The organism is Streptomyces sp. NPDC086554 (assembly GCF_040686095.1).
In the GTDB taxonomy this organism is placed as follows: domain Bacteria; phylum Actinomycetota; class Actinomycetes; order Streptomycetales; family Streptomycetaceae; genus Streptomyces.
Genome location: NZ_JBFBJK010000005.1, coordinates 253,653 through 274,252, shown reverse-complemented (window position 1 = coordinate 274,252; position 20,600 = coordinate 253,653). Strand labels below are relative to the sequence as shown.

Here is a 20,600-nt window from a genome sequence, read left to right as displayed (position 1 = left end):
CGCCCGATGGGCAAAGGATTACCTTTCGTAAACACCTGGCGATTAGTGTTGGGTCGGCACATGAACACGGTCGGACGCGGGGGCGGACAACAGTCATGGGTGATCTGGGCAAGGACTCGGAGTCGATAGCAAAGGCGGCACCGCTGTTGCGGCGGGCTCCGCATCACATCGCCAAGCCGCTGCACGATTTCAAGGCGGCGTCGCACGATCTGTCGGCGCTGGGCGCGCTGGGTGCGTTGATGAGCGCGACGGACGATGTGCGCGAGGGCATGGAGACGCTCTCCGAGCTGGCGAAGGACCTGGTCGGTGAGTGGCACGACGAGGCGAAGCTGATGACGGACCTGTCCGAGGCCTTCGATGTGCTGGACCTCATGATCGAGGCCGCCACGCGCGGTGAGAAGCAGGGCTGAGCGCCGTGGTCGACCTCAACCCTTTGCACTACATCAACAAGTTCAACCACATGGCCGGCGACAGTATGGCCAGCATGATGGAGTTCCTGGGGATCTCCGACCCGGCGGTGGATCCCGACGGCGTACGCGAGATCGCCAAGAAGTGGCGCGCCCTGGCCAAGGCGATCGATGCCTCCGTCAAGGAGGCCGAGCACGCGCTGAAGGATGTGACCTGGGAGGGCAAGACCGCCACCGCGTTCAGCAAGCGGGCGAAGAAGGCGCGTTCGCAGGCGACCACGATGGCCGACTCGCTGCGTGACGGCGCGGACGCGCTGGACAAGTTCGCGGACGAGGCCCACGAGCTGCTGACCGAGCTCAACGTCATCATCCTCGAGATCATCGAGGTCGAGATGGCGGGTCTGGCGCTGTCGGTCCTGACGGGCGGGGCCAGCGCGGTGGTCGGCAGCCTGGCGGCGGGCGCGCGGTTCGCGAAGGCGATGGCGCTGATCGGCCGGATCGAGCGCTCCGGTACGGCGATGGCGCGCACGATCCGGGTGGTGCTCGAAGTCATCCGCGGTCTGTCGCGGGCGCTGAAGGCGCTCAAGGACATCAAGTCGATCGCGAAGGCCGGCAAGCTGGCGGGTTCCGGCGCCAAGTACGCCGCGCTGGATGCCCTGTTGCAGGACCCGGCCACGTTCAAGGACCCGGGCAAGCTGGCCGAGACGCTGGCGCTGGGGGCCGCGCTCGGGGTGGGCATCGGAGGCCTGGGCAAACTGCTCGGCAAGGGTCTGGGCAAGCTCAAGCCCAAGGACCTGGCCAAGCTCCGCAGCGCGATGAAGCTGAACTGCGCCTCGTTCAAGCGGCTTTCGATGCGGCCCGGCTTCGACAAGCTGCCCGCCTCGGTGCGCAACGCACTCAAGAAGTTCGTGCGGGACCCCATCGACGTGGCCACCGGCGACATGGCGCTGCCGCGTACGGACATCCAGCTGCCCGGCGTCCTGCCGCTGCTCCTGGAGCGCACGCACATCTCCTCCTACCGCTTCGGCGGCTGGTTCGGCCCCTCCTGGGCCTCGACGCTCGACCAGCGGGTGCAGGCCGACGACGAGGGATTGGTCTACGCGGCCGCGGACGGCGCCCGCCTCTGCTTCCCCATGCCCGATCCAGAGGCAGAGGCGGGCGGCCCGGTCGCGCCGGAGACACCGGGCTCGCGCCTGACCCTGTCCTGGGACGGCGAACTCGACGGCGCCGTCCGGGTCACGGACCCCGACAGCGGCCTGACCCAGGTCTTCCACAGCCCCGTCCCCGCAGCCGACGGCGAGGCGGTCGACCTGCCGCTGCAGTACGTCCAGGACCGCAATGGCAACCGCATCACCATCGAGTACGACGAGGCCGACATCCCCGCAGCGGTGGTGCACTCGGGCGGCTACCACATCGCCCTGGACCGCGACGCCTCCAACTCCCGCATCATGGGCCTGCGCCTGCTCGACCCCGCGTCACCGTCGAGCCCCGGCACCACCATCGTCACCTTCGGCTACGACGAGACCGGCCGCCTGAGCGAGGAGACCAACTCCTCGGGCCTGCCGATGCGTTACACCTACGACGAGGCCGGCCGCATCACCTCCTGGACCGACCGCAACGGCACCACCTACTGGTACACCTACGACGAGCGGGGCCGCGTCACCGAGACCGGCGGCACCGGCGACGCCCTCGCCTCCACCCTCGTATACGACGACACCACCCACACCACCCGCGTCACGGACTCACTCGGCCACACCCGCATCTACGAACACAACGACGCGTGCCGCCTGATCCGCGAGACCGACCCGCTGGGCCACCTCACCACCCAGGAATGGGACGAGGACCTTCAACTGGTCGCGGTGACGGATGCACTCGGCCACACGACTCGTTACCGCTATGACCACAACGGCCGGATCGTGCTCGTCACGCGTCCGGACGGCCATGAGCTCAGATCCGAATACAACGAACTCGGCCTGCCCACTGTCATCACGGGACCGGCGGGCGATGTATGGAACCAGCAGTACAACGAGTACGGCAACCGCGTCGCCGTTACCGACCCGGCCGGGGCAACCACCCGCTTCACTTACACCTCAACAGGCCATCTGACCTCGATCACCGACGCACTTGGCAATCTGACCCTCTTCCGGTGCGACACCACGGGCCTCCCGCTCGACATCACCGACCCGCTCGGTGCACGCACGCGGTACATCCGTGACTCCTTCGGTCAGCCGACGACCATCACAGATCCCCTGGGCAACAAGACCCGGCTGCAGTGGACGGTCGATGGCAAGCCTGCCCGGCGAACCGCTCCAGACGGCACCGAGGAGACATGGACGTACGACAACGAGGGCAACTGCCTCAGTCACAGCGACCCCAAGGGGGCCGTCACCAGGTTCGAGTACACCCACTTCGACCTGATCTCAGCCCGTACTGATCCGGACGGCGCACGACACACCTTCCGCTACGACACCGAACTGCACCTCATCGAAGTCACCAATCCGCAGAAACTGACGTGGAGTTATCACCACGATCCGGCTGGTCGTCTGGTATCCGAGACCGACTTCGACGGTCGCACCCTCACCTACACACTCGATGCGGCGGACCGACTCACCGCCCGCACCAACGCCCTCGGCCAAACCACCCGCTTCGAGCGGGACGCCGCCGGCCAGACCATCCGGAAGACAACCGAAGACGGAGACACCAGCTTCGTCTACACCGCCGCCGGGCAGCTCGTCACAGCCTCAGCGCCGGACACAACCGTTCATCTGGAGCATGACGCACTGGGCCGTGTCCTCTCCGAAACGGTCAACGGCCTTACCACCGCCTACGAGTACGACCAGCTCGGGCGGCGCATTCGTCGCACCACGCCTTCCGGCGCCCGGAGCAGCTGGAGCTATGACGCCGCCGGCAACACCACACAGCTGGACAGCGGAAACCACACCATCGCCTTCGAGCGTGACGTGAGTGGACAAGAGCTGACCCGTCATATCGACGCCGTCACCACTCTGTCCCACACCTTCGACGAGTTGGGCCGCCTCACCTCGCAGAGGGTTCGCAACGCCGACGGCCGGGATATTCAGCGGCGCGACTACACCTATCGGGCCGATGGCCATCTCATCGGTCTCAACGACCACTTGAACGGCCAGAAGCACTTCACCCTGGACAGGGCGGGCCGCGTCACGACTGTCGACTCGGCCAACTGGGCTGAGCGCTACGCCTATGACACGGCAGGCAATCTGACCGACGCGGCCTGGCCCGCCACTCACCCTGGTCACGACGCCACCGGTGAACGCGCCTACGCCGGCACGCGCATCATGCGCGCCGGCCACGTCCGTTACGAACACGATGCGCTAGGCCGCATCACCCTGCGCCAGAAGAGCCGAGTGTCGCGGAAGCCCGACACCTGGCGCTACACCTGGGACGCCGAAGACCGCCTCGTCGCCGTCATCACGCCTGACGGAGCGCAGTGGCACTACCTCTACGACGCTCTCGGGCGCCGCATCGCCAAGCAGCGGATGGCGCCCGACGGCACAACCATCGCCGAGCGGACCTTCTTCACCTGGGATGGATCCACCCTCTGCGAACAGACCACCGTCACACACGACTGCCCTGACCCGGTCACCCTCACCTGGGATCACGCAGGGCTCCAGCCGCTCGCGCAGTCCGAACGCATGGTGGCCGCCGACTCCTCGCAAGATGAAATCGACTCGCGCTTCTTCGCAATCGTCACCGACCTCGTCGGTACCCCCACCGAGCTCCTCGATGAACAAGGGGTCATCGCGTGGCGCTCCCGCTCCACGCTCTGGGGCACGACAGCATGGACGGCCGGCAGCACGGCTTACACCCCGCTGCGGTTTCCCGGCCAGTACTTCGACCCGGAGACCGGCCTCCACTACAACAACCAGCGGCATTACGACCCGGAGACAGCTCGATACCTGACGCCGGACCCGCTGGGACTCGCCCCGGCCCCCAACCCCACGGCCTACGTTCAGAATCCACACCGGTGGGCCGACCCGCTGGGGCTCGCCCCAGAATGCACCGTCGATGGCTACCGCAAGCAGACCGATCACCCGCTGAGCCGACGCATCCATATCGGCGAGGACGGAAAGGTGACCATCACCGGAAAGGGATCGCTCTACGTGAACCTTAGTGGGGACATCCGCCATACCGTCGAATTCCGCGGCGAAGGTGGACAGATCGTGCAGTTCAAGATCTCCGAGGAATTCCGCGACAAGATCAGGCGACTGGCAGTTCCACAGAAGCAACCGGCGGGTCTCGGTTTCACGGATGCGGAGTGGAAGCAAGTGAAGAAGATCTACCCCGAGATTTCGGATCCCACCAGGGGCGATGATCTGTACGGGATCCCGAGCGGCATGCTCGACGAATTCAGGAGAGAAGTGGCCAAGTACCCTGGTCGGGTCGTTCAAGAAGGCTGATGAGGAACCTGCTGACATGCTGCACGAGATCGAGGACATCGAGCGGGAGAGGCTCCGCGTCGCCCAGCGCCCCTCTCCTCAGGACACACCGCCGGTACTGAGCTTCTTTGATGTGACACCGACCGTGCCGGCCGATGAGTACGAGGCTCGCCTGCGGCCCGTACTCGATGCCGCGCTGGCCCTGGCCCTCTCCGAAGACTTCGACACCGACTTGCCCGTGGACTCCGTCCCCCAGTGGTTCGCCACGGTGAGCGGCCCTCTGTCCGGGGAGTCCCCTGAATTCGCGAGGCGCGGCAGAGAGCGCTACATCTCCGCGTTCCAGGGAGGACCTTGGAGGCTTCAGGAGTGGCTTTACGAGTTCGATCCCGAGTCCGAGACCAGAGGCTGGGCCTGGTGGGATCTGACGCGGTCGGCAGAAGGCAGGATCCGGATCTGGGTCGACACCTGGGGTGAATCCTTCTTCGCCTGTGACGAACTGCGCTGGCTCGTGCTCGTCGCGGGCGCCGATGAGGTGAGCGGGCCGCATCTCGCGGGCGCGAAGGCGTACACGGACACCCGTGAAGGGGATGAGGGCTAAGCCGTCGAGGACGCGGCGCCTCACCCAACCTTCCGCAGCTCCCCGTCCCCGAACACCGCGACCATCACCAGGCTGCCGCCCAGCGCCTCGACATAGCGCGCCACGACATCCGTGCCGGACACCTGGCCGCTCTCGATCTGGGAGACCCTGCCCTTGCTGACCCCCATGCGCTCGGCCACCTGCGCCTGGGTGCAGCCGCGCTCCTGCCGCATCTCGGCAAGGCGCCACGCGCGAGCCTCGGCGAGCATGCCTACGACGCGGTCGGGAACGTGACTGCGCTGACGACGGCCGGACGAACACTGGCCTTCGAGCACGATGCGATGGGCCATGAGATCACCCGCCGTGTCGGCGACCGACTCACCTTTACCCGCACCTTCGACGAAATGGGGCGGCTGGCGACCCAGGCTGTCACAGGCCTGGGAGGGCGGCGCATCCAGGAGCGCACGTACCGGTACCGCAGGGATGGATACCTGAGGGGCATCGAGGACGAACAGCCGGGTGGGACCAGGGACTTCGAGCTCGACGTGGTCGGTCGTGTCACCGCTGTGCGTGCTCAGGGGTGGCGCGAGACGTACGCGTACGACGCGGTGGGCAACCAGACGGAGGCTTCCTGGCCCGTGGAGCACCCCGGCCAGGAGGCGCTGGGTCGGCGCGGATACACAGGGACGAGGATCCTGAGGGCCGGCGGCATCCGGTACGAGCACGATGCCGCGGGCCGCATCGTGGTGCGCCGGCAGACCCGGCTGTCCCGCAAGCCCGCCACATGGCGGTACACCTGGGACGCCGAGGACCGACTCACTTCTGTGATCACCCCGGACGGCACCGAGTGGCGCTACGCGTACGACCCTCTCGGGCGGCGCATCGCCAAGGAGCGGATCGCGGACGACGGGCAGACGGTCGCCGAGCGCTTCGACTTCACCTGGGACGGCACCACACTCTGCGAGCAGACCAGCCAAGGCGAGGGGCTTCCCGCCCCTGTCACGTTGACGTGGCTCCACGACGCGACCCGACCGCTCGCCCAGACCGAGCGAATATCCGGGGGCGGCGCGGACCAGGAGCAGGTCGACGAGCGTTTCTACGCCATCGTCACCGACGTCATCGGCACTCCGACGGAGCTGGTCGACGAGGACGGCGACGTCGCTTGGCGCACGCGCTCCACCCTCTGGGGCACTACAGCGTGGCCTGCCGAAAGCGCCACCTACACCCCTCTCCGTTTCCCAGGGCAGTACTTTGACCCGGAATCCGGCCTGCACTACAACTACTTTCGGTACTACGACCCCGCCACGGGCCGCTACCAGTCGCCGGATCCGCTCGGACTCAGCGGAGACCCACCTCCGAGCAATTGGGTCCAGGATGAGAACTATTCCGGTCCGGCCCACAGCCCGAAGCCCGACTTCTATCAGGGTGGTAATTCTCGCGCCGGCAAGCGGTGGAAGGATTCGCCCATCTACGACAACGGTGATCCGTCGAGTCAGGCGCGAGTAGTGGTCGACAAGGACGGCAACATCGCCTACTTCGGCAGGCGTAAGGACGGGTCGCACAATTACGATCAAGTCATTCGTCATCCTTGGGCGAAGAGGCCATAGCCGGGGCGGCTGAGGGTCGTCACGATGATTCTTAGGGGATTCCCGTGCGGGAAACGGAACTTGCACAGTCACTGGCGGATGCCGGCCTGAAGTACCTGGGCATGGCTGATGATTCCGCTCCATTGATGCCGCCCAACCTTGCGTCTTTTGCGAACTCGACAGCTGCCGAAGGCCGGGCAGTCGGTGTCGGTCTGGAGAATGGTCTCCCGGACCTTCAGGCGACGGCGAACAGCGAGTGGTACAGGCTCGCCATGAACGAGGGGTTGTTTCCGGCGGACGATCCGGAGTTCCTGCTGTCCGTCAGCGCCGGTGACCCCGAGAGCCCGCGCGTCCTGTGGTGGGCCCGGGTGGCGCTGGAGGCGGAATGGGACCTGGCCGGTGCCGGTGCTGCCTCCAGGGTCACGGGGAACGGATGGGGGCATCCAGAGTTTGTGATGCTGTCTGTCGACGGTGATGTCGTCGCCAGGGGGTCGACCGGCGAGGAGTACACAGACCTTGTGTTCTTGAGGGATCCGCACCGAATCCAATCGATCAGAAACTTCGGTGCCGACATGGCCCACTGGCCGGATCTCCCGAAGGCCACGCGAGACGCTGTGGCGCGCTGGCTGGAACACACCGCATGTCCTGGGCCGTCTTGAAGGCGCCGTCGGGCAGGTCGTCGCCCGTGGGCCTCCGTGCCCACGCTGCCGGGCTCCTGCCGACGACACTTGGGCTTCGTCGGCACAGGCTCCTTTTGTTGGAGCTGGCCCCGTACCGGGAGACTTTCGAGGCGTTCCTGCGCCAGGCGTCGAAGGACGCCTGGCAGTCCGGCGCCCTGTACTGCGGCTGCATGGCGGAGAGCTTCGGCGGTGATACGCCGGTCACCGGCTCGGTCACGGTCTCCCTGGTCGGCGCCCGCACGCCGGACGGCGACGTCTTGCCGACGGACCCGGACCGCATCGTCGCCCAGCTCGGCGTGCGCCAGGCCAAGCGGGAGGGCGATGCGTGGCGGAAGGTGAAGACGGTCGACATCCCGGAAGTCGGCCTCGCGGCGCGGACGTACGGCCTAGAGGACATCTCCGTACTGGGCGACGAGCGGACGATCCGCGTCGTCCTGATGCAGACGTTCATTCCGGTGCCGGGGCAGGAGGGGAAGGTGGCGGCTACAACCTCCTCCATGAGGCGCAGGAACACGCGGAGATTCTGGCCGGTTTGTGGGACTTCGAACCCAAGCCGCCGCAACTGCTGCGGGACGACGGGGCCGAGGTCCTGCCCTGGGCGTACATCGAGGGAAGCGGCGCTCTTCGGAGAGGATGTGACCTGGGAGGGCAAGACCGCCACCGCGTTCAGCAAGTCAATTCTCGTTCGTGGCATAGATGAGGTATGGGCTCCGTGAATGGATTGAACCCCGATCCGTCAACCGTGACTTCCCGTGAGGATTTGTCAATGTTCCTCTTGGAGTTGGCGCGAAATGTGGAGGACGGCCGATTCCCCATGGAAAATGAGACGTCGGTCGATTACGTGCAGGCGGCCGGCTACTGGGTGCGCTCCATGGAAGGTTTCTTCGCGAATCGCGGGGAGGAGATTCCGGAGACGCCGGACTGGAGCACTATCGCCATGATCTTCTCTGCCGCGTTCGTCTACGAGTGACAGGCTGCGGGCGGCCGGTTCGACGACGACCTGTTGTACGCGGTCGTCTCACGCTACGTCAAACAAGAGATTGAACAACTTCTCGCGTCACTTCCTGAAGACGGGTGAATGCAATGGCAGGATCGCTGAACCTTGTCGTCTCCGGGGCGCTCTCCTTTAGACGCGAGTGGATTGCCGAGGGCGGTAGGCGGGTTGTGCCACTGGCATCCCGCTCTCATCTGGACGAGCATCTGGCGCGCCGCTTGAGCTCCGGAGCCGGTCAGGCAGGTCACGATCACTTCATCGCAGGCCGTGTGGGGAGCGCGAGCGTCGTGCAGCCGGAGATCGAAATCCCTGCGTCGCAAGAGCAGATTCTTCAGCAACTCCCTTGGAGAGAAGGGAGCTTCCTGGTAGCGCTTCCCGACCTCTCTGGCGCGGTCCTCGTGACGGACCAGGGGTATTCCTTGATCGCGGGGGAGGGGGATTTCCTCAGGTACGGGGTTCCTGAAGGGTGCGATCAAGCGGTCGTCGACTTCAAGCGGTATGCGAAGCGTGTCGGGCGCAGCCATCCGGTCGTTTTCCAGGTCTCGAAGGAGTTTCAGCCGAACCAGGTGGCGTGGGCGTCGAGAAGCGACGTTTCCGCGGGGTCCGCCACCGCGGAACAGGTATCGCTCATGGACGCTTTCGCGGCCAACGACATCAGCGGCGAAGACTTCGCCACGGCATGGCTTGACGCCCGGCGACGCGCGCTGCAGCTGCGCGAGCGCTTGCGGGAGCCCTTTTCCAGGATTCTTGACCAGGTCTTCTACGCGCTTGACGATTACGTCATTGATCCGAGACTCCGTGACCCGGACGACATGACGAATGAGCAGCTACGGATGATCATTCGTGGACAACTCGTTGCGCTCAACTCTCTTGAGCGCAACGAGAATCCCTGATGGGGGATTCCCGTGCTGGCCGGATCTCCACTTCAGCCGAAGCGCCGTCTCTATTACAAGCAAGGGGGTAATTGTGGTTAGTGAACTGCAGCGCAAGCTCATGGAACGGCGCGAAAGGCAGGAACTCGACCGGATGCTACGTGCTGCCTCCGAGGTGGTCACGGCGCGCACGCTGGCGTCCGCAGAGGTGCCCGACGGGGTTCTGGAGGCCGTACGGGGATTCTGGGGTATGTCCGCCGAGCCCGCCGCGACACTGGACGACGAGGCCCCCGACGAGCGTCTTGACTCCTGGGTGGAGGAACTCCTCGCAGGGCACGGCTTCCGTGCATCGGCCTTCCTGTTCACCGACCTCGACCTCGCACCGTGGATCGAGGTCCGGATGCCGCCCGCCTGGTTTTCCTCGATCCGCCGGGCCAAGGAATCCTCGTGGGTCTTCCTAAGGAGCGACCTCCGCGCGGTGGCAGCGGTCAGCGAGCAGGAGTACCGGTTCGAGTTCATCGTTTCGCACCTGACGTAGAGCCACGGGGTAGCGGCCCGATGACAGCTCGTAAGCTGGCCCGGACCCGGCGAGCGCCGACGGAGGAGACAGGAACAGCCATGGCCCGGTACACGGAACCGCAGACCATCGCACGCGGCGGATTCAGCATCAAAGTGCCGGAGACGTGGTGGGAGTTCGACGTGCGGCCGGAGTCGCGCGATGCCGCCATCCGGCAGATGATCAACGATCGCGTGCGCGCACGCCCGGAGCTGGCCCCGTACCGGGAGACTTTCGAGGCGTTCCTGCGCAAGGCGTCGAAGGATGCCTGGCAGTCCGGCGCCCTGTACTGCGGCTGCATGGCGGAGAGCTTCGGCGGCGATACGCCGGTCACCGGCTCGGTCACGGTCTCCTTGGTCGGCGCCCGCACGCCGGACGGCGACATCCTGCCGACGGACCCCGACCGCATCGTCGCCCAGCTCGGCGTGCGCCAGGCCAAGCGGGAGGGCGATGCGTGGCGGAAGGTGAAGACGGTCGACATCCCGGGAGTCGGCCTCGCGGCGCGGACGTACGGCCTGGAGGACATCTCCGTACCGGGCGACGAGCGGACGATCCGCGTCGTCCTGATGCAGACGTTCATTCCGGTGCCGGGGCAGGAGGGGAAGGTGGCGCTGGTGTCGGGCAGCAGCCAGATGCTTGAACTCGCGGACTCGTTCTTCGACATCTTCGATGCGGTGACTTCTACGTTCCGGTTTGCGGAGTAGGGGGATGCCGAGTCAGATGTCCCCCGCCGTGGAACGCCTCGCCGCGATCATTCCTCCCGCCGGCCCTCGCCGCTCGCGAGACTGGGCCGCGGTGGAGCAGCAACTCGGCACCCCGCTGCCGTATGACTACAAGGAACTCGTCGAGACCTACGGAGGCGGAGTCTTCGACGAGACCGTCTGGCTCCTGGACCCCGAATGCTCTGACGAGGGCTACAACCTCCTCGACCAGGCGAAGGAACGCGCCGAGATTCTGGCCGACTTGTGGGAGTTCGAGCCCAAGCCGCCGCAGCTGCTGCGGGACGACGGGGCCGAGGTGCTGCCCTGGGCCTATATCGAGGGAAGCGGCGCCTTGCTGTATTGGCTACGACGGCCGGGGCAGAAGCCGGAGGAGTGGACCGTCATGTTCAACGAGGGCCGGGGCCCGGAATGGGAATACCACCCCACTCAGTGCGCGCCCTTCCTCCTTGCCGCCCGACAGGAGAGGCGGACACGGTGTACTTCCCCGACTTTCCCCCTGATGAGCATCAGTTCGACTCGAATGACGACATCCTCGGGTAGCGGTCCGGGCCGTGACCAACGGGCGCCTGATACCCGCCGCCCATGGGGCTACTTGCCGCCGTCCTTGCCGCCCTTGGGCTTGTCCGCCTTCACCGCGTCGTTGGCTTTCTTGTCCAGCTTGTTGTCCAGCTTCTTGAACTCGCGGACGACGGCGTCGGACATGTTGGCGAGGGCGGTCAGTTGCTGGCCGATGTCCTCGCGACCGTCCTCCCAGTTGGACTCGAAGTCCTCAAGGGAGTCGTAGACGCCGCCGTCGCCGATGTCGTCCTTGTAGGACTCGAAGGTCTTTTTCGTCCGGTTCATGCGGTCCTTGATGGAGCGCAGCCGGCTGCCGTAGTCCTCCAGATCGGTCAGCGGAACCGCGAGGTCACTCTTGCCCTTGCTGCCCATGTGCGCCTTGCCCCCGTCAGCGGTTGATCGACTGGATCTCCTGTACGTCCATGTCCTGCGTCGTCTCGAAGGTGCCGTCGGGCAGGTCGTCGCCCGTGCCCTGTGAGCCCTCCCAGGAGATCTCCCAGGTTACTGATGCCTTCAGCTGGTACGGCTTCCCGTTCGTGGCGCGGAGGTAGTTGATGCCGCACGGCGGGTCCTGCTTGGACTTGCCCTTGGTGTACGGGGTGCCGATGCTGCCGTCTTCGTTGATCTTGCACTCGCCCGATGCGGGGAAGGTCTCCGCGTCCGCCGTGCCGGGCTCCAGGTGGAGGCTCTTCGGCTTTGCCGTGGTCTCCGCCCACAGGGGAGTGTTCGGGAGCTCCGCGCGGACCTTGACCTCCTTGAAGGTGCCCTTGTCCAGCCAGACCCAAGTCGGCAGGTTCACCGTCGACTTGGCCTCGGGCTTCAGCTCGACCTCGGTGTCGGGGACCTTCACCTTGTCGTAGGCGTACTCGGCGAGCATCTCGGGTGTGGGCGCGTTCGGGTCGTCCGGGATCTCGCCGTCGGGGACCCAGAACATGATCCGGCCGCAGTCCCAGGACTTGGGGTCCGAGTCGTCGGGCGCGACGCCGCGCCAGAAGCGGCCGTCCTTGCCCTCGTTGTAGTCCTTGTAGCCGTCGGCCGAGCTGTTCGTCGGCTTGTGCAGGTCGAAGTTGTCGGCCGGCTTGCCGTCGCGGTAGTGGTCGGTCCAGAGCTCCTTGCCGAACCAGGACTCATGGATGCCGACGTCGCCGCCGCCGTCCGTGTCCACGAACTTCTTGAGCTCGGCGGAGGTGAAGGCCGGCTCGTACCAGCAGGCCGGGGGCTCCCAGTTGGGGTCGATCGGCGCGAGGTTGCCCTGCTTCCCGCCGCCGTCCCCACCGCTGGGATAGCTGAGCTTGATGGAGGAGACTCCGGCCGACAGATTGCCGTTCTTGTCGGCGCCTCCGGCCGGTTCTTCGGTCGGGGGTTTCGTGGTGCCGCCGGGGATGTCGTCGGCGTGCGCCGTTCCCGCGGCCCCGGCCCCCAGGATCAGTACCGCCGCGCCTGCCGCGACGCAGCGCCGTGCGCGAAGGTTCTTGGTCATCCCCGGCATTCCTTGACCCTCCCCTGGACCTCGATCTTCTGTGCCTTCCAGATCTTGTCCTCGCCCCTCGGCGGGCTCATCAGAACGCTGAACTTCTGATAGCTGTCGAGGGATTCCTTGCTGTAGTGGATCTTGTCGCCCTTGATGTCCTTGCTGAACGACTTCGCCTGGTTGCGGCAGAAGGTGACGAGTACGGCCTTCCCGCCGCTCAGCTCGGTGGCCTCGGACTTGAAGTAGCGGTCCGTCCCCGTGGGCACCCAGCCGCCGTCGATCCACGCCTTGATCTGGGTCTTCGCGTACGTGGACGCCTGCGCGCCCGAGTAGTACTTGTAGGCGGGGTCGTTCACGTCCTGCTGGACGATGCCGTGCTTGAGCGCCCGGATGTAGTTGGCCGCGTTGTCGACGGCCTTCGCATGCTTCGGGTCCGAAGGCTTGGCGAAGTCGAAGACGAGGTTCAGGTCCTTCGGGACGCTGACGTCCGGACCCTCTCCTTCGGGTGACTCCGACGCCGCCGGCTTCTCCGACCCCTGCCCCGCCCCCTCGATCTTGTCCGAGGATTTGTCGTCCCCACCGCCCCCGCAGGCGGTCAGGAGCAGGGCCGCGCTGGTCACCAGCGCGGTGACGGCGGGCATGGTGCGACGGGCCACGGTTGCAGTCCCCCAGAGGTCGGCATGTGTGCAGGAGAGAATGAAGCCGGACGAAGCTATCAGGAGCGGTTACCGGCACTGGTGCGCTGTGTGAAGGCTCCCGCGTCCGGCGTGATGACGGAAGCGAATGGTCCTCAAGTGCTACGCGGGCGCAGCGAATCCGTGCCGGAACTGTGACGAGGGGGACGTGCGCGGTCGCCTGCCCGGTCAGCGCGGGCGCCTGCCCGGTCAAAGGGGAGGCCCGACAGTTCATCAGCACGCAGAACGAGTTGGGCCTTCGGTGCAACTCGGGCGTAAACGGGCACCCGTAAGGGCCGCTGCCCCTGTTTGACCTTCCGTCGCTTCCGTACCATCGCCTAAGAAGGTCGAATCGCCGACCTCCAGCCGCTCATCCGCTCCCTCCCCAGCAGAGGACACCAGGACTCCCGCCATGGCGCGCACCACTTCAAGCTCTACGGGCCCGTCGGCTCCGCGGAACCGGACGCCGCAGCCGCTGCCCCGGCGTCGTCGTACGTTCGGGGACTTCGTCAAGGCGTTCTTCGCCTTCGTCGCCCTTGTCGCGCTGGTCGTCGGCGTGCCCGGAGCCCTCGCGTACGCCGTGGGGTGGCCGCTGCCGGGCGGTTCGCCATCGCTGGACTGGCTGCAGCAGGAGATCACGGTCGGGACGTTCATCAACGTACTGACCGTCGTCGTCTGGCTCGCCTGGGCCCAGTTCACCGCCTGCGTGCTCGTGGAAGTGAAAGCCGCGCTCTCCGGTGTCGGCATGCCGAACCGGATTCCCGGTGCCGGTGGGAGTCAGCTTCTCGCCCGTCAGCTCGTCGCCGCGCTGCTGCTCGTGGGTGCCACCGCCGCCAGCTTCGCGCCGGGGCTCTCGCAGTTCGGGCAGTCGTTGGAGGGGAACCAGAAGCCCGCTTCCGCCGCCTCCGCCCAGCAGACGCCCGGTGGTCTCTTCGGGCAGGAGCAGGCCGGGAGCGCCGCGAATGCCATCGCCGAGCAGGCCGACCAGGCCGCCGCCCACGCGGAGGGCGGTGGCAGCAACAAGAAGGACGGGGACACCAAGTACTACCGGATTCAGCCGCCTGAAGGGCGTCATCACGACTCCATGTGGGAGATCGCCGAGCGGCACCTTGGCGACGGGCGCCGGTACAAGGAGATCTACCAGCTCAACAAGGACCGTGAGCAGCCGGACGGGTCGCGGTTGTCCGAGGCCAGTCTGATCCGGCCCGGCTGGATCATGGAGATGCCCGCGGACGCGCACGGCGGCGAGCTCGTCGAGATGCCCGACGAGGCGCCCGAGATCTCGCAGGACGTGAAGGAGCAGATCTCCGACTACGCCAAGTCCGGGGATCACAAGGAGGGTGGCGGCGCCAAGGAACAGGGCGGCGGCCAGGAGCAGGGTGGTGGCGGGTCCGTCGATCGCGATACCGCGCACATCACCATTCCTGAGCAGCGGCCCTCCGAAGGGGGCGGGCAGGGGCAGCAGGAGGCGCCCGTCGCCGGCAGTGGGAATGACTCCGAAGGGTTCTCCTTCGGGCTCCCCGAAGCGCTCATTGGCGCGCCCCTCCTCGCCGCCGGACTGCTCGGCGCGCTCGGACGCCGCCGGCGCCACGCGCTGTGGCAGTCGGCCATGGGTGCCGTCGGCGGCCGCCGCGGCATGGAGCCGCCGACGCCGACCGGGGGTGCCGCGGCCGCGCAGGACGCGCTGCTCGTGGGCGCCGACCCCGACGGCGTACGCCTGCTCGACCTCTCGCTGCGCGGGCTCGCCGCATCGCTCGCCGAGGAGTCGCGTGCCCTGCCGACCGTCTACGCGGCCTGGCTCAGCAACGGCGACCTGCATCTGCAGCTCGCCCAGCCCGCCGGGCGGCCGCCCGCGCCGTGGCAGCTGGGACAGGACCAGACCTTCTGGATGCTGGCGCGCACCGACGCCGAGCGGTACGAGGATGTGGATACCGCCGCTCCCTATCCGGGGCTCGTCAGCCTCGGCACACTCGACGACTCGCGACTGCTCCTCAACCTTGAGGCCGTGCCCGGCGTCGTGTCGCTGAGTGGACGTGAGGCCGACCGCGCCGCCGTGTTCGCTTCCGTCGCCGCCGAGCTCGCCACCAACGGCTGGTCGGACCGCATGACCATCACGCTCGTCGGCTTCGGCCAGGACCTGACGCCGCTCGCGCCCAACCGGCTGCGGCACCTCGACGACATCGAGGCGCTGATCGAGACGATGGAGGCCGAGACGCGGCAGCGGCGTGGTGCGCTGGGGGCTGCCGGGCACGACTCGGTGCTCACCGGGCGTACCGGCCCCGCCCAGCACACCCGCTGGGCGCCGCACCTCGTGCTGCTCGCCGCCGAGCCGACCGGCGACGACGCCGTGAAGCTAGCCGAACTGGCCGCAGACGCCGGTCGGTTGGGGATCGGCTATCTCGTCGGGACCGAGTCCGGTGATCTGCCTGGCGCCGCCTGGGAGATGGAGATCACCCGCGAGGGCAAGCTGCTCGCACCGCTGCTCGGGCTCGAACTGGAGGCGCAGACGCTGCCGGAGGCCCTGCAGCGGTCCGTCGTCGAGCTGTTCGTCGAGGCCGACCCGGGGGACGGGGCCGGCGGCTCCGGATCCGCCGGTTCCGGTCGTGCGGCGACCGCTCCGCCGTTCCTCGTCGACGTCACCGAGCAGGGCCGGCCCGCGGTGTACGCCCGCCTTGTCGGTACGTACGAGATCATCGGCCTCGACACTCCGGACGGCGAGCGCAGTCCGCTGATGCACGAGGCGCTCGCGTTGCTCCTGCTGCACCGCGAGGGTGTGCACCCCCGGGTGCTCGCCTCCGCGCTGTGGCCGCGCGGTGTCACCGAGGACGTGCGGGACGCGCTCGTCGACCGGCTGCGGGAGTGGCTGGGGACAGAGCCGGACGGGTCGCCGCGGCTGCGGACCGACCAGAGCGGGCGGCTCACGCTCGCCAAGTCCGTCGTCTCCGACCTGGATGTGCTGCGCTCGCTCTACCACGAGGCCACGCAGGGGCGCGGCGCCAACAGCCGGGCCGTGCGCGGGCGGATGCTCACCGACGCTCTGGTGCTGGTGCGGGGGCCGCTGCTCGCGGACCGGCCGCAGGGGCGGTACGGCTGGCTCACGCACGAGATCATCGACGCGCAGCTGCCGCTGCTCGTCGCCGACATCGGGCTCGCCCTCTCCGAGTTCCACCTGGAGAAGGGGCGCGCGGCGAAGGCCATCGAGGCGCTGAACGCTGCGCTCGGCTCCGCGCCGGGCGATGAGCGGCTCTGGAACGAGTTGCTGCGGGCCACGCATGCCACGGGCGACTCCGCGCGGTTGCAGGCGGTTGCCGCGGATCTCGTCGCCCGTAGCGGGGCGCGGGGCGTGCCGCCCCGGACGGAGGCCTTGCTGGACGAACTGCTTCCTGCTTGGCGCAGTGGGTTGACCGCAGCCAGCTGACGCCTGGCTGTATCGGAACTCGGCAGCCGGGATGCAGAACGCCTGCCCACAACGGGGGAGTACGGAGTCTCTTGGAGCTGATCCTCGCCCTCGGCGGCGCCCTCTGGGGCGCCCTCGCCGGGCTCTTCGTGCCGCGTGCCGCCTATCGGCTGTCCGTACCGCCCGACGAGAACTGGCGCGCCGAGACCCCAGAAGGGGCTGCCCTTACCTCCTGGGTCGGGCTCGCCGGGGGGTACGGTCCCCGGACCTCCGGGACCGTAGTCACCACCGCCCTCGTCTGCGCCGCCCTCGCCCTTACCACCGGCGCGCGCCCCGAGCTCGGTGTCTGGATGCTGCTCGCGCCCTTCGGCGTGCTGCTCGCCGTCGTCGACTTCACCGTGCACCGGCTGCCGGACGTGCTCACGCTGCCGCTCGCCGGCGCGGCGCTGGTGCTGCTCGGGGGCGCCGCGCTCCTTCCCGAGCACGGCGGTTCCTGGCTGAACGCGCTGTACGGGGCGCTCGCGCTCGCCGGTGCGTACTTCGTGCTCTTCCTCATCAGCCCCAACGGCATGGGCTTCGGCGACGTGAAGCTCGCCCTCGCTCTGGGCGCCGTACTCGGCTGGTACGGCTGGGGCGTGCTGCTGCTCGGCACCTTCGCCGGATTCCTGCTCGCCTCGCTGCACGGCGTGGGTCTCGTCATCGCCCGCCGCGCCGGGCGCAAGACGGCGATTCCGTTCGGTCCCTTCCTCATCGGCGGCGCGTTCGTGGGCCTCATGATCGGGGCGTACGCCGCCTGACGTGGCAGCGGGGCGGACGCCTGACGTCGGTTGGCTGAAAGGGCTGGCGTACGCTGGATCAGTCCGTCCGCAACCCCTATGAAAGGGACCTCCCGGTGACCGAGAAGGCCGACCTTCAGTCCGTCCTCGACCGTGCCGCCGCAGGTGGGCGGATCACCCCGGAGGAGGCGCTCGTCCTCTACCGCGACGCCCCGCTGCACGCGCTCGGCGCCGCCGCCGACGCCGTGCGCCGCCGCCGGTACGCCGGGACCGAGCACATCGCGACGTACATCATCGAGCGCAACATCAACTACACGAACGTCTGCGTGACGGCGTGCAAGTTCTGCGCCTTCTACGCCGCCCCGAAGGACACCAAGAAGGGCTGGAGCCGCGACCTCGACGACATCCTGCGCCGCTGCGCGGAGACCGTCGAGCTGGGCGGCACCCAGGTCATGTTCCAGGGCGGTCACCACCCGGACTACGGCGTCGAGTACTACGAGAAGCACTTCGCCGCGATCAAGAAGGACTTCCCGCAGCTCGTCATCCACAGCCTGGGGGCGAGCGAGGTCGAGCACATGGCCCGGATCTCCAAGGTCAGCGTCGAGGAGGCGATCCAGCGCATCAACGCCGCCGGCCTCGACTCCTTCGCCGGTGCCGGCGCCGAGCTGCTCCCCGAGCGGCCGCGCAAGGCCATCGCCCCGCTCAAGGAGAGCGGCGAGCGCTGGCTGGAGATCATGGAGACCGCCCACAACATGGGCGTCGAATCCACCTCCACCATGCTCATGGGTACGGGCGAGACAAACGCCGAGCGCATCGAGCACCTGCGGATGATCCGTGACGTACAGGATCGGACCGGCGGCTTCCGCGCCTTCATCCCGTACACGTACCAGCCCGAGAACAACCACCTCAAGGGCCGCACCCAGGCGACGATCTTCGAGTACATCCGCATGATCGCGATCGCCCGGATCTTCCTCGACAACGTCGCCCACATCCAGGGCTCCTGGCTGACCACCGGCAAGGAGGCCGGCCAGCTGACCCTGCACTACGGCGCGGACGACCTCGGCTCGGTGATGCTGGAGGAGAACGTCGTCTCCATGGCCGGCGCCAAGCACCGGAACAACCTGCGCGAGATGATCGACATGATCCGTACCGCGGACCGGGTCCCGGCCCAGCGCGCCACGACGTACGAGCACCTCGTCGTGCACGACGACCCGGCGAACGACCCGGTCGACGACCGCGTCGCCTCGCACATCTCCTCCACGGCGATCGAGGGCGGCACGGCCCACCCGGAGCTCAAGCTCCTCGCCTCCAACTGAGGTTCCGTTGCTGACACTTCACGTCGCCGAACGCTCGCCGGAGGCGGCGGTCCTGGCCGACGGCGCGAGCATCGCCGCCGTCGGCCCGTACGAGGAACTGGCCGCCGCGCACCCTTCGGCCCGGGTCCGGCACTGGCCCGGCATCCTCACGCCGGGCCTGCTCAACCCGTACGGCCCGGAGCTCCTGGAAGCCACGTACCACCCCGACCCGCGCGAGGCGGACCGGCTCGGTACGGAGCCCATCGGCGGGGAGCGGGCGGCGGCCATCTTCCGCGCGGACCCGTCCCGTCTGGGCGCCAGCGCGCGCCGGGGCGTGCAGCGTCTCCTGGCGCACGGCACGGTGGCGGTAGCGGGCGAACTCCGGGCCCGCCCCGTCATCGACGCGGTCCGCAGGGCGGGCCTGGCGGTGGGCCAACGCCCACCGCGCCTTCCGGGCCCGCCGTCCCTGTCACCGACCCCGCTGGTCCTGCTGCCGCCGCTGGCCGCGGGAGGTCCGGCCCGCTTCGCGGTCTTCGATGTGGCGGACCGGGGGGAGCTGGTGCGACGCGGGGCGGGAACGTGCGTGGCGACGGTGGTGGGCGGTCGTCTGGTGTACCGCAGCCGCTGAGTACTTCCGAGGAGGGGCGCTGAGGGGCGCCCCGTAGGGGCGCGGGGAACTGCGCGAGCAACCAAAAACCGACCCGCAGCCGCAGGCGATGCGCGACACGGCAGACGCGGACGCGCCCGAAGGGAAAGAAGACCGGCCTGCCACAATAGGCCGGGTGACCCGAGCCTCCTTGGACAAGCAGCCGCACGAAGTCGCCTCGATGTTCGACGACGTGGCGGAACGGTACGACCTCACCAACGACGTGCTGTCGCTCGGGCAGGCCCGGCTGTGGCGCAAGGAGGTCGCGAAGGCCGTCGACGCGCGCCCCGCGCAGAAGATCCTCGACCTCGCAGCGGGCACGGCAACCTCGTCCCAGCCGTTCGCCCGAGCGGGAGCGTACGTCGTGCCCTGCGACTTCTCCCTCGGCATGCTGCGGGTAGGCAAGGGGCGGCACCCCTGGATGCCGTTCACCGCGGGCGACGCGACGAAGCTGCCGTTCAAGGACGACACGTTCGACGCCGTCACGATCTCCTTCGGCCTTCGCAACGTCCAGGAGACGGACCAGGCGCTGCGCGAGATGTACCGCGTGACGAAGCCCGGCGGCCGGGTCGTCATCTGCGAGTTCTCACACGCCACGTGGGCGCCGTTCCGCACGGTCTACGAGGAGTACCTGATGCGGGCGCTGCCGCCGGTGGCGCGCGCGGTGTCGTCCAATCCCGATGCGTACGTCTATCTCGCCGAGTCCATCCGCTCCTGGCCGGACCAGCCGGAGCTGGCCGCGCGGCTGCGGGGCGCGGGCTGGTCGAAGGTGGCGTGGCGGAATCTGACCGGCGGTGTGGTGGCGCTGCACCGGGGGTTCAAGGCGTAGCTCCGGGGGCTTCCTGAAGGGGAGTTGACGGGAACCGGCCACGGGGCAAGATGTGTCCGTTGATACGACTCTGCCGAACCGCCTCGGGCGCTGCGAGCTCGGTGGGCACGAGTCGGTCCTTCTGGTCATCTCCCCAATGACGGAG

17 protein-coding genes and 3 pseudogenes are annotated in these 20,600 nt (G+C 67.8%); 16 read left to right on the top strand and 4 right to left on the bottom strand.

Features of this window, described 5'->3' with window-relative positions; all coding sequences use genetic code 11:
- Positions 1-95: 95 nt before the first annotated feature.
- The 3 genes from AB0O76_RS10720 to AB0O76_RS10710 are packed head-to-tail and all read left to right on the top strand — an operon-like array spanning position 96 to position 5,420.
- Positions 96-410 (top strand): hypothetical protein, encoded by a 315-nt coding sequence (locus AB0O76_RS10720; RefSeq protein WP_365487651.1) that lies wholly within the window; start codon positions 96-98, stop codon positions 408-410.
- A gap of 50 nt (positions 411-460) precedes the next feature.
- A complete protein-coding gene (locus tag AB0O76_RS10715; protein WP_365487648.1) occupies positions 461-4,843 on the top strand; it encodes a DUF6531 domain-containing protein in 4,383 nt (1,460 codons plus the stop codon).
- 16 nt (positions 4,844-4,859) lie between these two features.
- Entirely contained in the window at positions 4,860-5,420 is a 561-nt protein-coding gene (locus AB0O76_RS10710) for a hypothetical protein (RefSeq protein ID WP_365487645.1), read from the top strand.
- Between the two features lie 20 nt (positions 5,421-5,440).
- Here the strand turns inward: AB0O76_RS10710 and AB0O76_RS10705 are convergent, their stop codons facing one another.
- Positions 5,441-5,749 carry a helix-turn-helix transcriptional regulator gene (locus AB0O76_RS10705; protein WP_365487642.1) on the bottom strand — a complete coding sequence of 103 codons (309 nt, stop codon included), beginning with the start codon at positions 5,747-5,749 and terminating at the stop codon, positions 5,441-5,443.
- Here AB0O76_RS10705 and AB0O76_RS10700 point away from each other — a divergent pair.
- The 8 genes and pseudogenes from AB0O76_RS10700 to AB0O76_RS10665 all read left to right on the top strand — a co-directional run.
- A pseudogene (locus AB0O76_RS10700) lies at positions 5,669-6,769 on the top strand (RHS repeat-associated core domain-containing protein); the annotation flags it as partial. The gene AB0O76_RS10705 and the pseudogene AB0O76_RS10700 sit on opposite strands and share 81 nt — an antisense overlap.
- Positions 6,770-7,050: 281 nt before the next feature.
- The gene (locus AB0O76_RS10695) at positions 7,051-7,644 is read left to right on the top strand and encodes a hypothetical protein (RefSeq protein WP_365487639.1); all 594 of its coding nucleotides are present in this window, start codon (positions 7,051-7,053) and stop codon (positions 7,642-7,644) included.
- Between the two features lie 95 nt (positions 7,645-7,739).
- A pseudogene (locus tag AB0O76_RS10690) lies at positions 7,740-8,147 on the top strand (hypothetical protein); the annotation flags it as partial.
- Between the two features lie 284 nt (positions 8,148-8,431).
- Positions 8,432-8,635 (top strand): hypothetical protein, encoded by a 204-nt coding sequence (locus AB0O76_RS10685; RefSeq protein WP_365487636.1) that lies wholly within the window; start codon positions 8,432-8,434, stop codon positions 8,633-8,635.
- Between the two features lie 113 nt (positions 8,636-8,748).
- Positions 8,749-9,552 (top strand): colicin immunity domain-containing protein, encoded by an 804-nt coding sequence (locus AB0O76_RS10680; RefSeq protein WP_365487634.1) that lies wholly within the window; start codon positions 8,749-8,751, stop codon positions 9,550-9,552.
- 133 nt (positions 9,553-9,685) lie between these two features.
- Positions 9,686-10,069 (top strand): hypothetical protein, encoded by a 384-nt coding sequence (locus tag AB0O76_RS10675; RefSeq protein WP_365487631.1) that lies wholly within the window; start codon positions 9,686-9,688, stop codon positions 10,067-10,069.
- An 80-nt stretch (positions 10,070-10,149) separates the two neighbouring features.
- Entirely contained in the window at positions 10,150-10,791 is a 642-nt protein-coding gene (locus AB0O76_RS10670; RefSeq protein WP_365487628.1) for a hypothetical protein, read from the top strand.
- A gap of 4 nt (positions 10,792-10,795) precedes the next feature.
- Positions 10,796-11,146 (top strand): annotated as a pseudogene (locus AB0O76_RS10665) (SMI1/KNR4 family protein); the annotation flags it as partial.
- Between the two features lie 251 nt (positions 11,147-11,397).
- Here the strand turns inward: AB0O76_RS10665 and AB0O76_RS10660 are convergent.
- Genes AB0O76_RS10660 through AB0O76_RS10650 form a run of 3 tightly spaced genes read right to left on the bottom strand, consistent with a single transcriptional unit; the run spans position 11,398 to position 13,494 of the window.
- Positions 11,398-11,739 carry a hypothetical protein gene (locus tag AB0O76_RS10660; protein WP_365487625.1) on the bottom strand — a complete coding sequence of 114 codons (342 nt, stop codon included), beginning with the start codon at positions 11,737-11,739 and terminating at the stop codon, positions 11,398-11,400.
- Positions 11,740-11,755: 16 nt separating this feature from the next.
- The gene (locus AB0O76_RS10655) at positions 11,756-12,856 is read right to left on the bottom strand and encodes a hypothetical protein (RefSeq protein WP_365487622.1); all 1,101 of its coding nucleotides are present in this window, start codon (positions 12,854-12,856) and stop codon (positions 11,756-11,758) included.
- Positions 12,844-13,494 (bottom strand): hypothetical protein, encoded by a 651-nt coding sequence (locus tag AB0O76_RS10650; RefSeq protein WP_365487619.1) that lies wholly within the window; start codon positions 13,492-13,494, stop codon positions 12,844-12,846. Before AB0O76_RS10650 ends, AB0O76_RS10655 begins: the two co-directional genes overlap by 13 nt.
- Before the next feature lie 430 nt (positions 13,495-13,924).
- Here AB0O76_RS10650 and AB0O76_RS10645 point away from each other — a divergent pair, with 430 nt between their 5' ends.
- The 5 genes from AB0O76_RS10645 (at position 13,925) to AB0O76_RS10625 (ending at position 20,455) form a co-directional block, all read left to right on the top strand.
- Positions 13,925-16,930 (top strand): BTAD domain-containing putative transcriptional regulator, encoded by a 3,006-nt coding sequence (locus tag AB0O76_RS10645; RefSeq protein ID WP_365487616.1) that lies wholly within the window; start codon positions 13,925-13,927, stop codon positions 16,928-16,930.
- A 71-nt stretch (positions 16,931-17,001) separates the two neighbouring features.
- Positions 17,002-17,706, top strand: a complete 705-nt coding sequence (locus AB0O76_RS10640; RefSeq protein ID WP_365487614.1) for an A24 family peptidase — start codon at positions 17,002-17,004, stop codon at positions 17,704-17,706.
- A gap of 95 nt (positions 17,707-17,801) precedes the next feature.
- Positions 17,802-19,001: a cyclic dehypoxanthinyl futalosine synthase gene (mqnC, locus tag AB0O76_RS10635; RefSeq protein ID WP_365487611.1), complete on the top strand. Its 1,200-nt coding sequence runs from the start codon at positions 17,802-17,804 to the stop codon at positions 18,999-19,001.
- Positions 19,002-19,008: 7 nt separating this feature from the next.
- Complete coding sequence (locus AB0O76_RS10630; protein ID WP_365487608.1) at positions 19,009-19,608, top strand: hypothetical protein; 600 nt, start codon at positions 19,009-19,011, stop codon at positions 19,606-19,608.
- A 154-nt stretch (positions 19,609-19,762) separates the two neighbouring features.
- Positions 19,763-20,455: a demethylmenaquinone methyltransferase gene (locus AB0O76_RS10625; RefSeq protein WP_365487605.1), complete on the top strand. Its 693-nt coding sequence runs from the start codon at positions 19,763-19,765 to the stop codon at positions 20,453-20,455.
- Positions 20,456-20,600: the final 145 nt, after the last annotated feature.

What these genes read in the sequence shown, in the direction of transcription:
- AB0O76_RS10720 (WP_365487651.1), top strand. Translation starts at nt 96, where the DNA reads ATGGGTGATCTGGGCAAGGACTCGGAGTCGATAGCAAAGGCGGCACCG.
- AB0O76_RS10715 (WP_365487648.1), top strand. Translation starts at nt 461, where the DNA reads ATGGCCGGCGACAGTATGGCCAGCATGATGGAGTTCCTGGGGATCTCC.
- AB0O76_RS10710 (WP_365487645.1), top strand. Translation starts at nt 4,860, where the DNA reads ATGCTGCACGAGATCGAGGACATCGAGCGGGAGAGGCTCCGCGTCGCC.
- AB0O76_RS10705 (WP_365487642.1), bottom strand. Translation starts at nt 5,749, where the DNA reads ATGGCCCATCGCATCGTGCTCGAAGGCCAGTGTTCGTCCGGCCGTCGT.
- AB0O76_RS10685 (WP_365487636.1), top strand. Translation starts at nt 8,432, where the DNA reads ATGTTCCTCTTGGAGTTGGCGCGAAATGTGGAGGACGGCCGATTCCCC.
- AB0O76_RS10680 (WP_365487634.1), top strand. Translation starts at nt 8,749, where the DNA reads ATGGCAGGATCGCTGAACCTTGTCGTCTCCGGGGCGCTCTCCTTTAGA.
- AB0O76_RS10675 (WP_365487631.1), top strand. Translation starts at nt 9,686, where the DNA reads ATGCTACGTGCTGCCTCCGAGGTGGTCACGGCGCGCACGCTGGCGTCC.
- AB0O76_RS10670 (WP_365487628.1), top strand. Translation starts at nt 10,150, where the DNA reads ATGGCCCGGTACACGGAACCGCAGACCATCGCACGCGGCGGATTCAGC.
- AB0O76_RS10660 (WP_365487625.1), bottom strand. Translation starts at nt 11,739, where the DNA reads ATGGGCAGCAAGGGCAAGAGTGACCTCGCGGTTCCGCTGACCGATCTG.
- AB0O76_RS10655 (WP_365487622.1), bottom strand. Translation starts at nt 12,856, where the DNA reads ATGCCGGGGATGACCAAGAACCTTCGCGCACGGCGCTGCGTCGCGGCA.
- AB0O76_RS10645 (WP_365487616.1), top strand. Translation starts at nt 13,925, where the DNA reads ATGGCGCGCACCACTTCAAGCTCTACGGGCCCGTCGGCTCCGCGGAAC.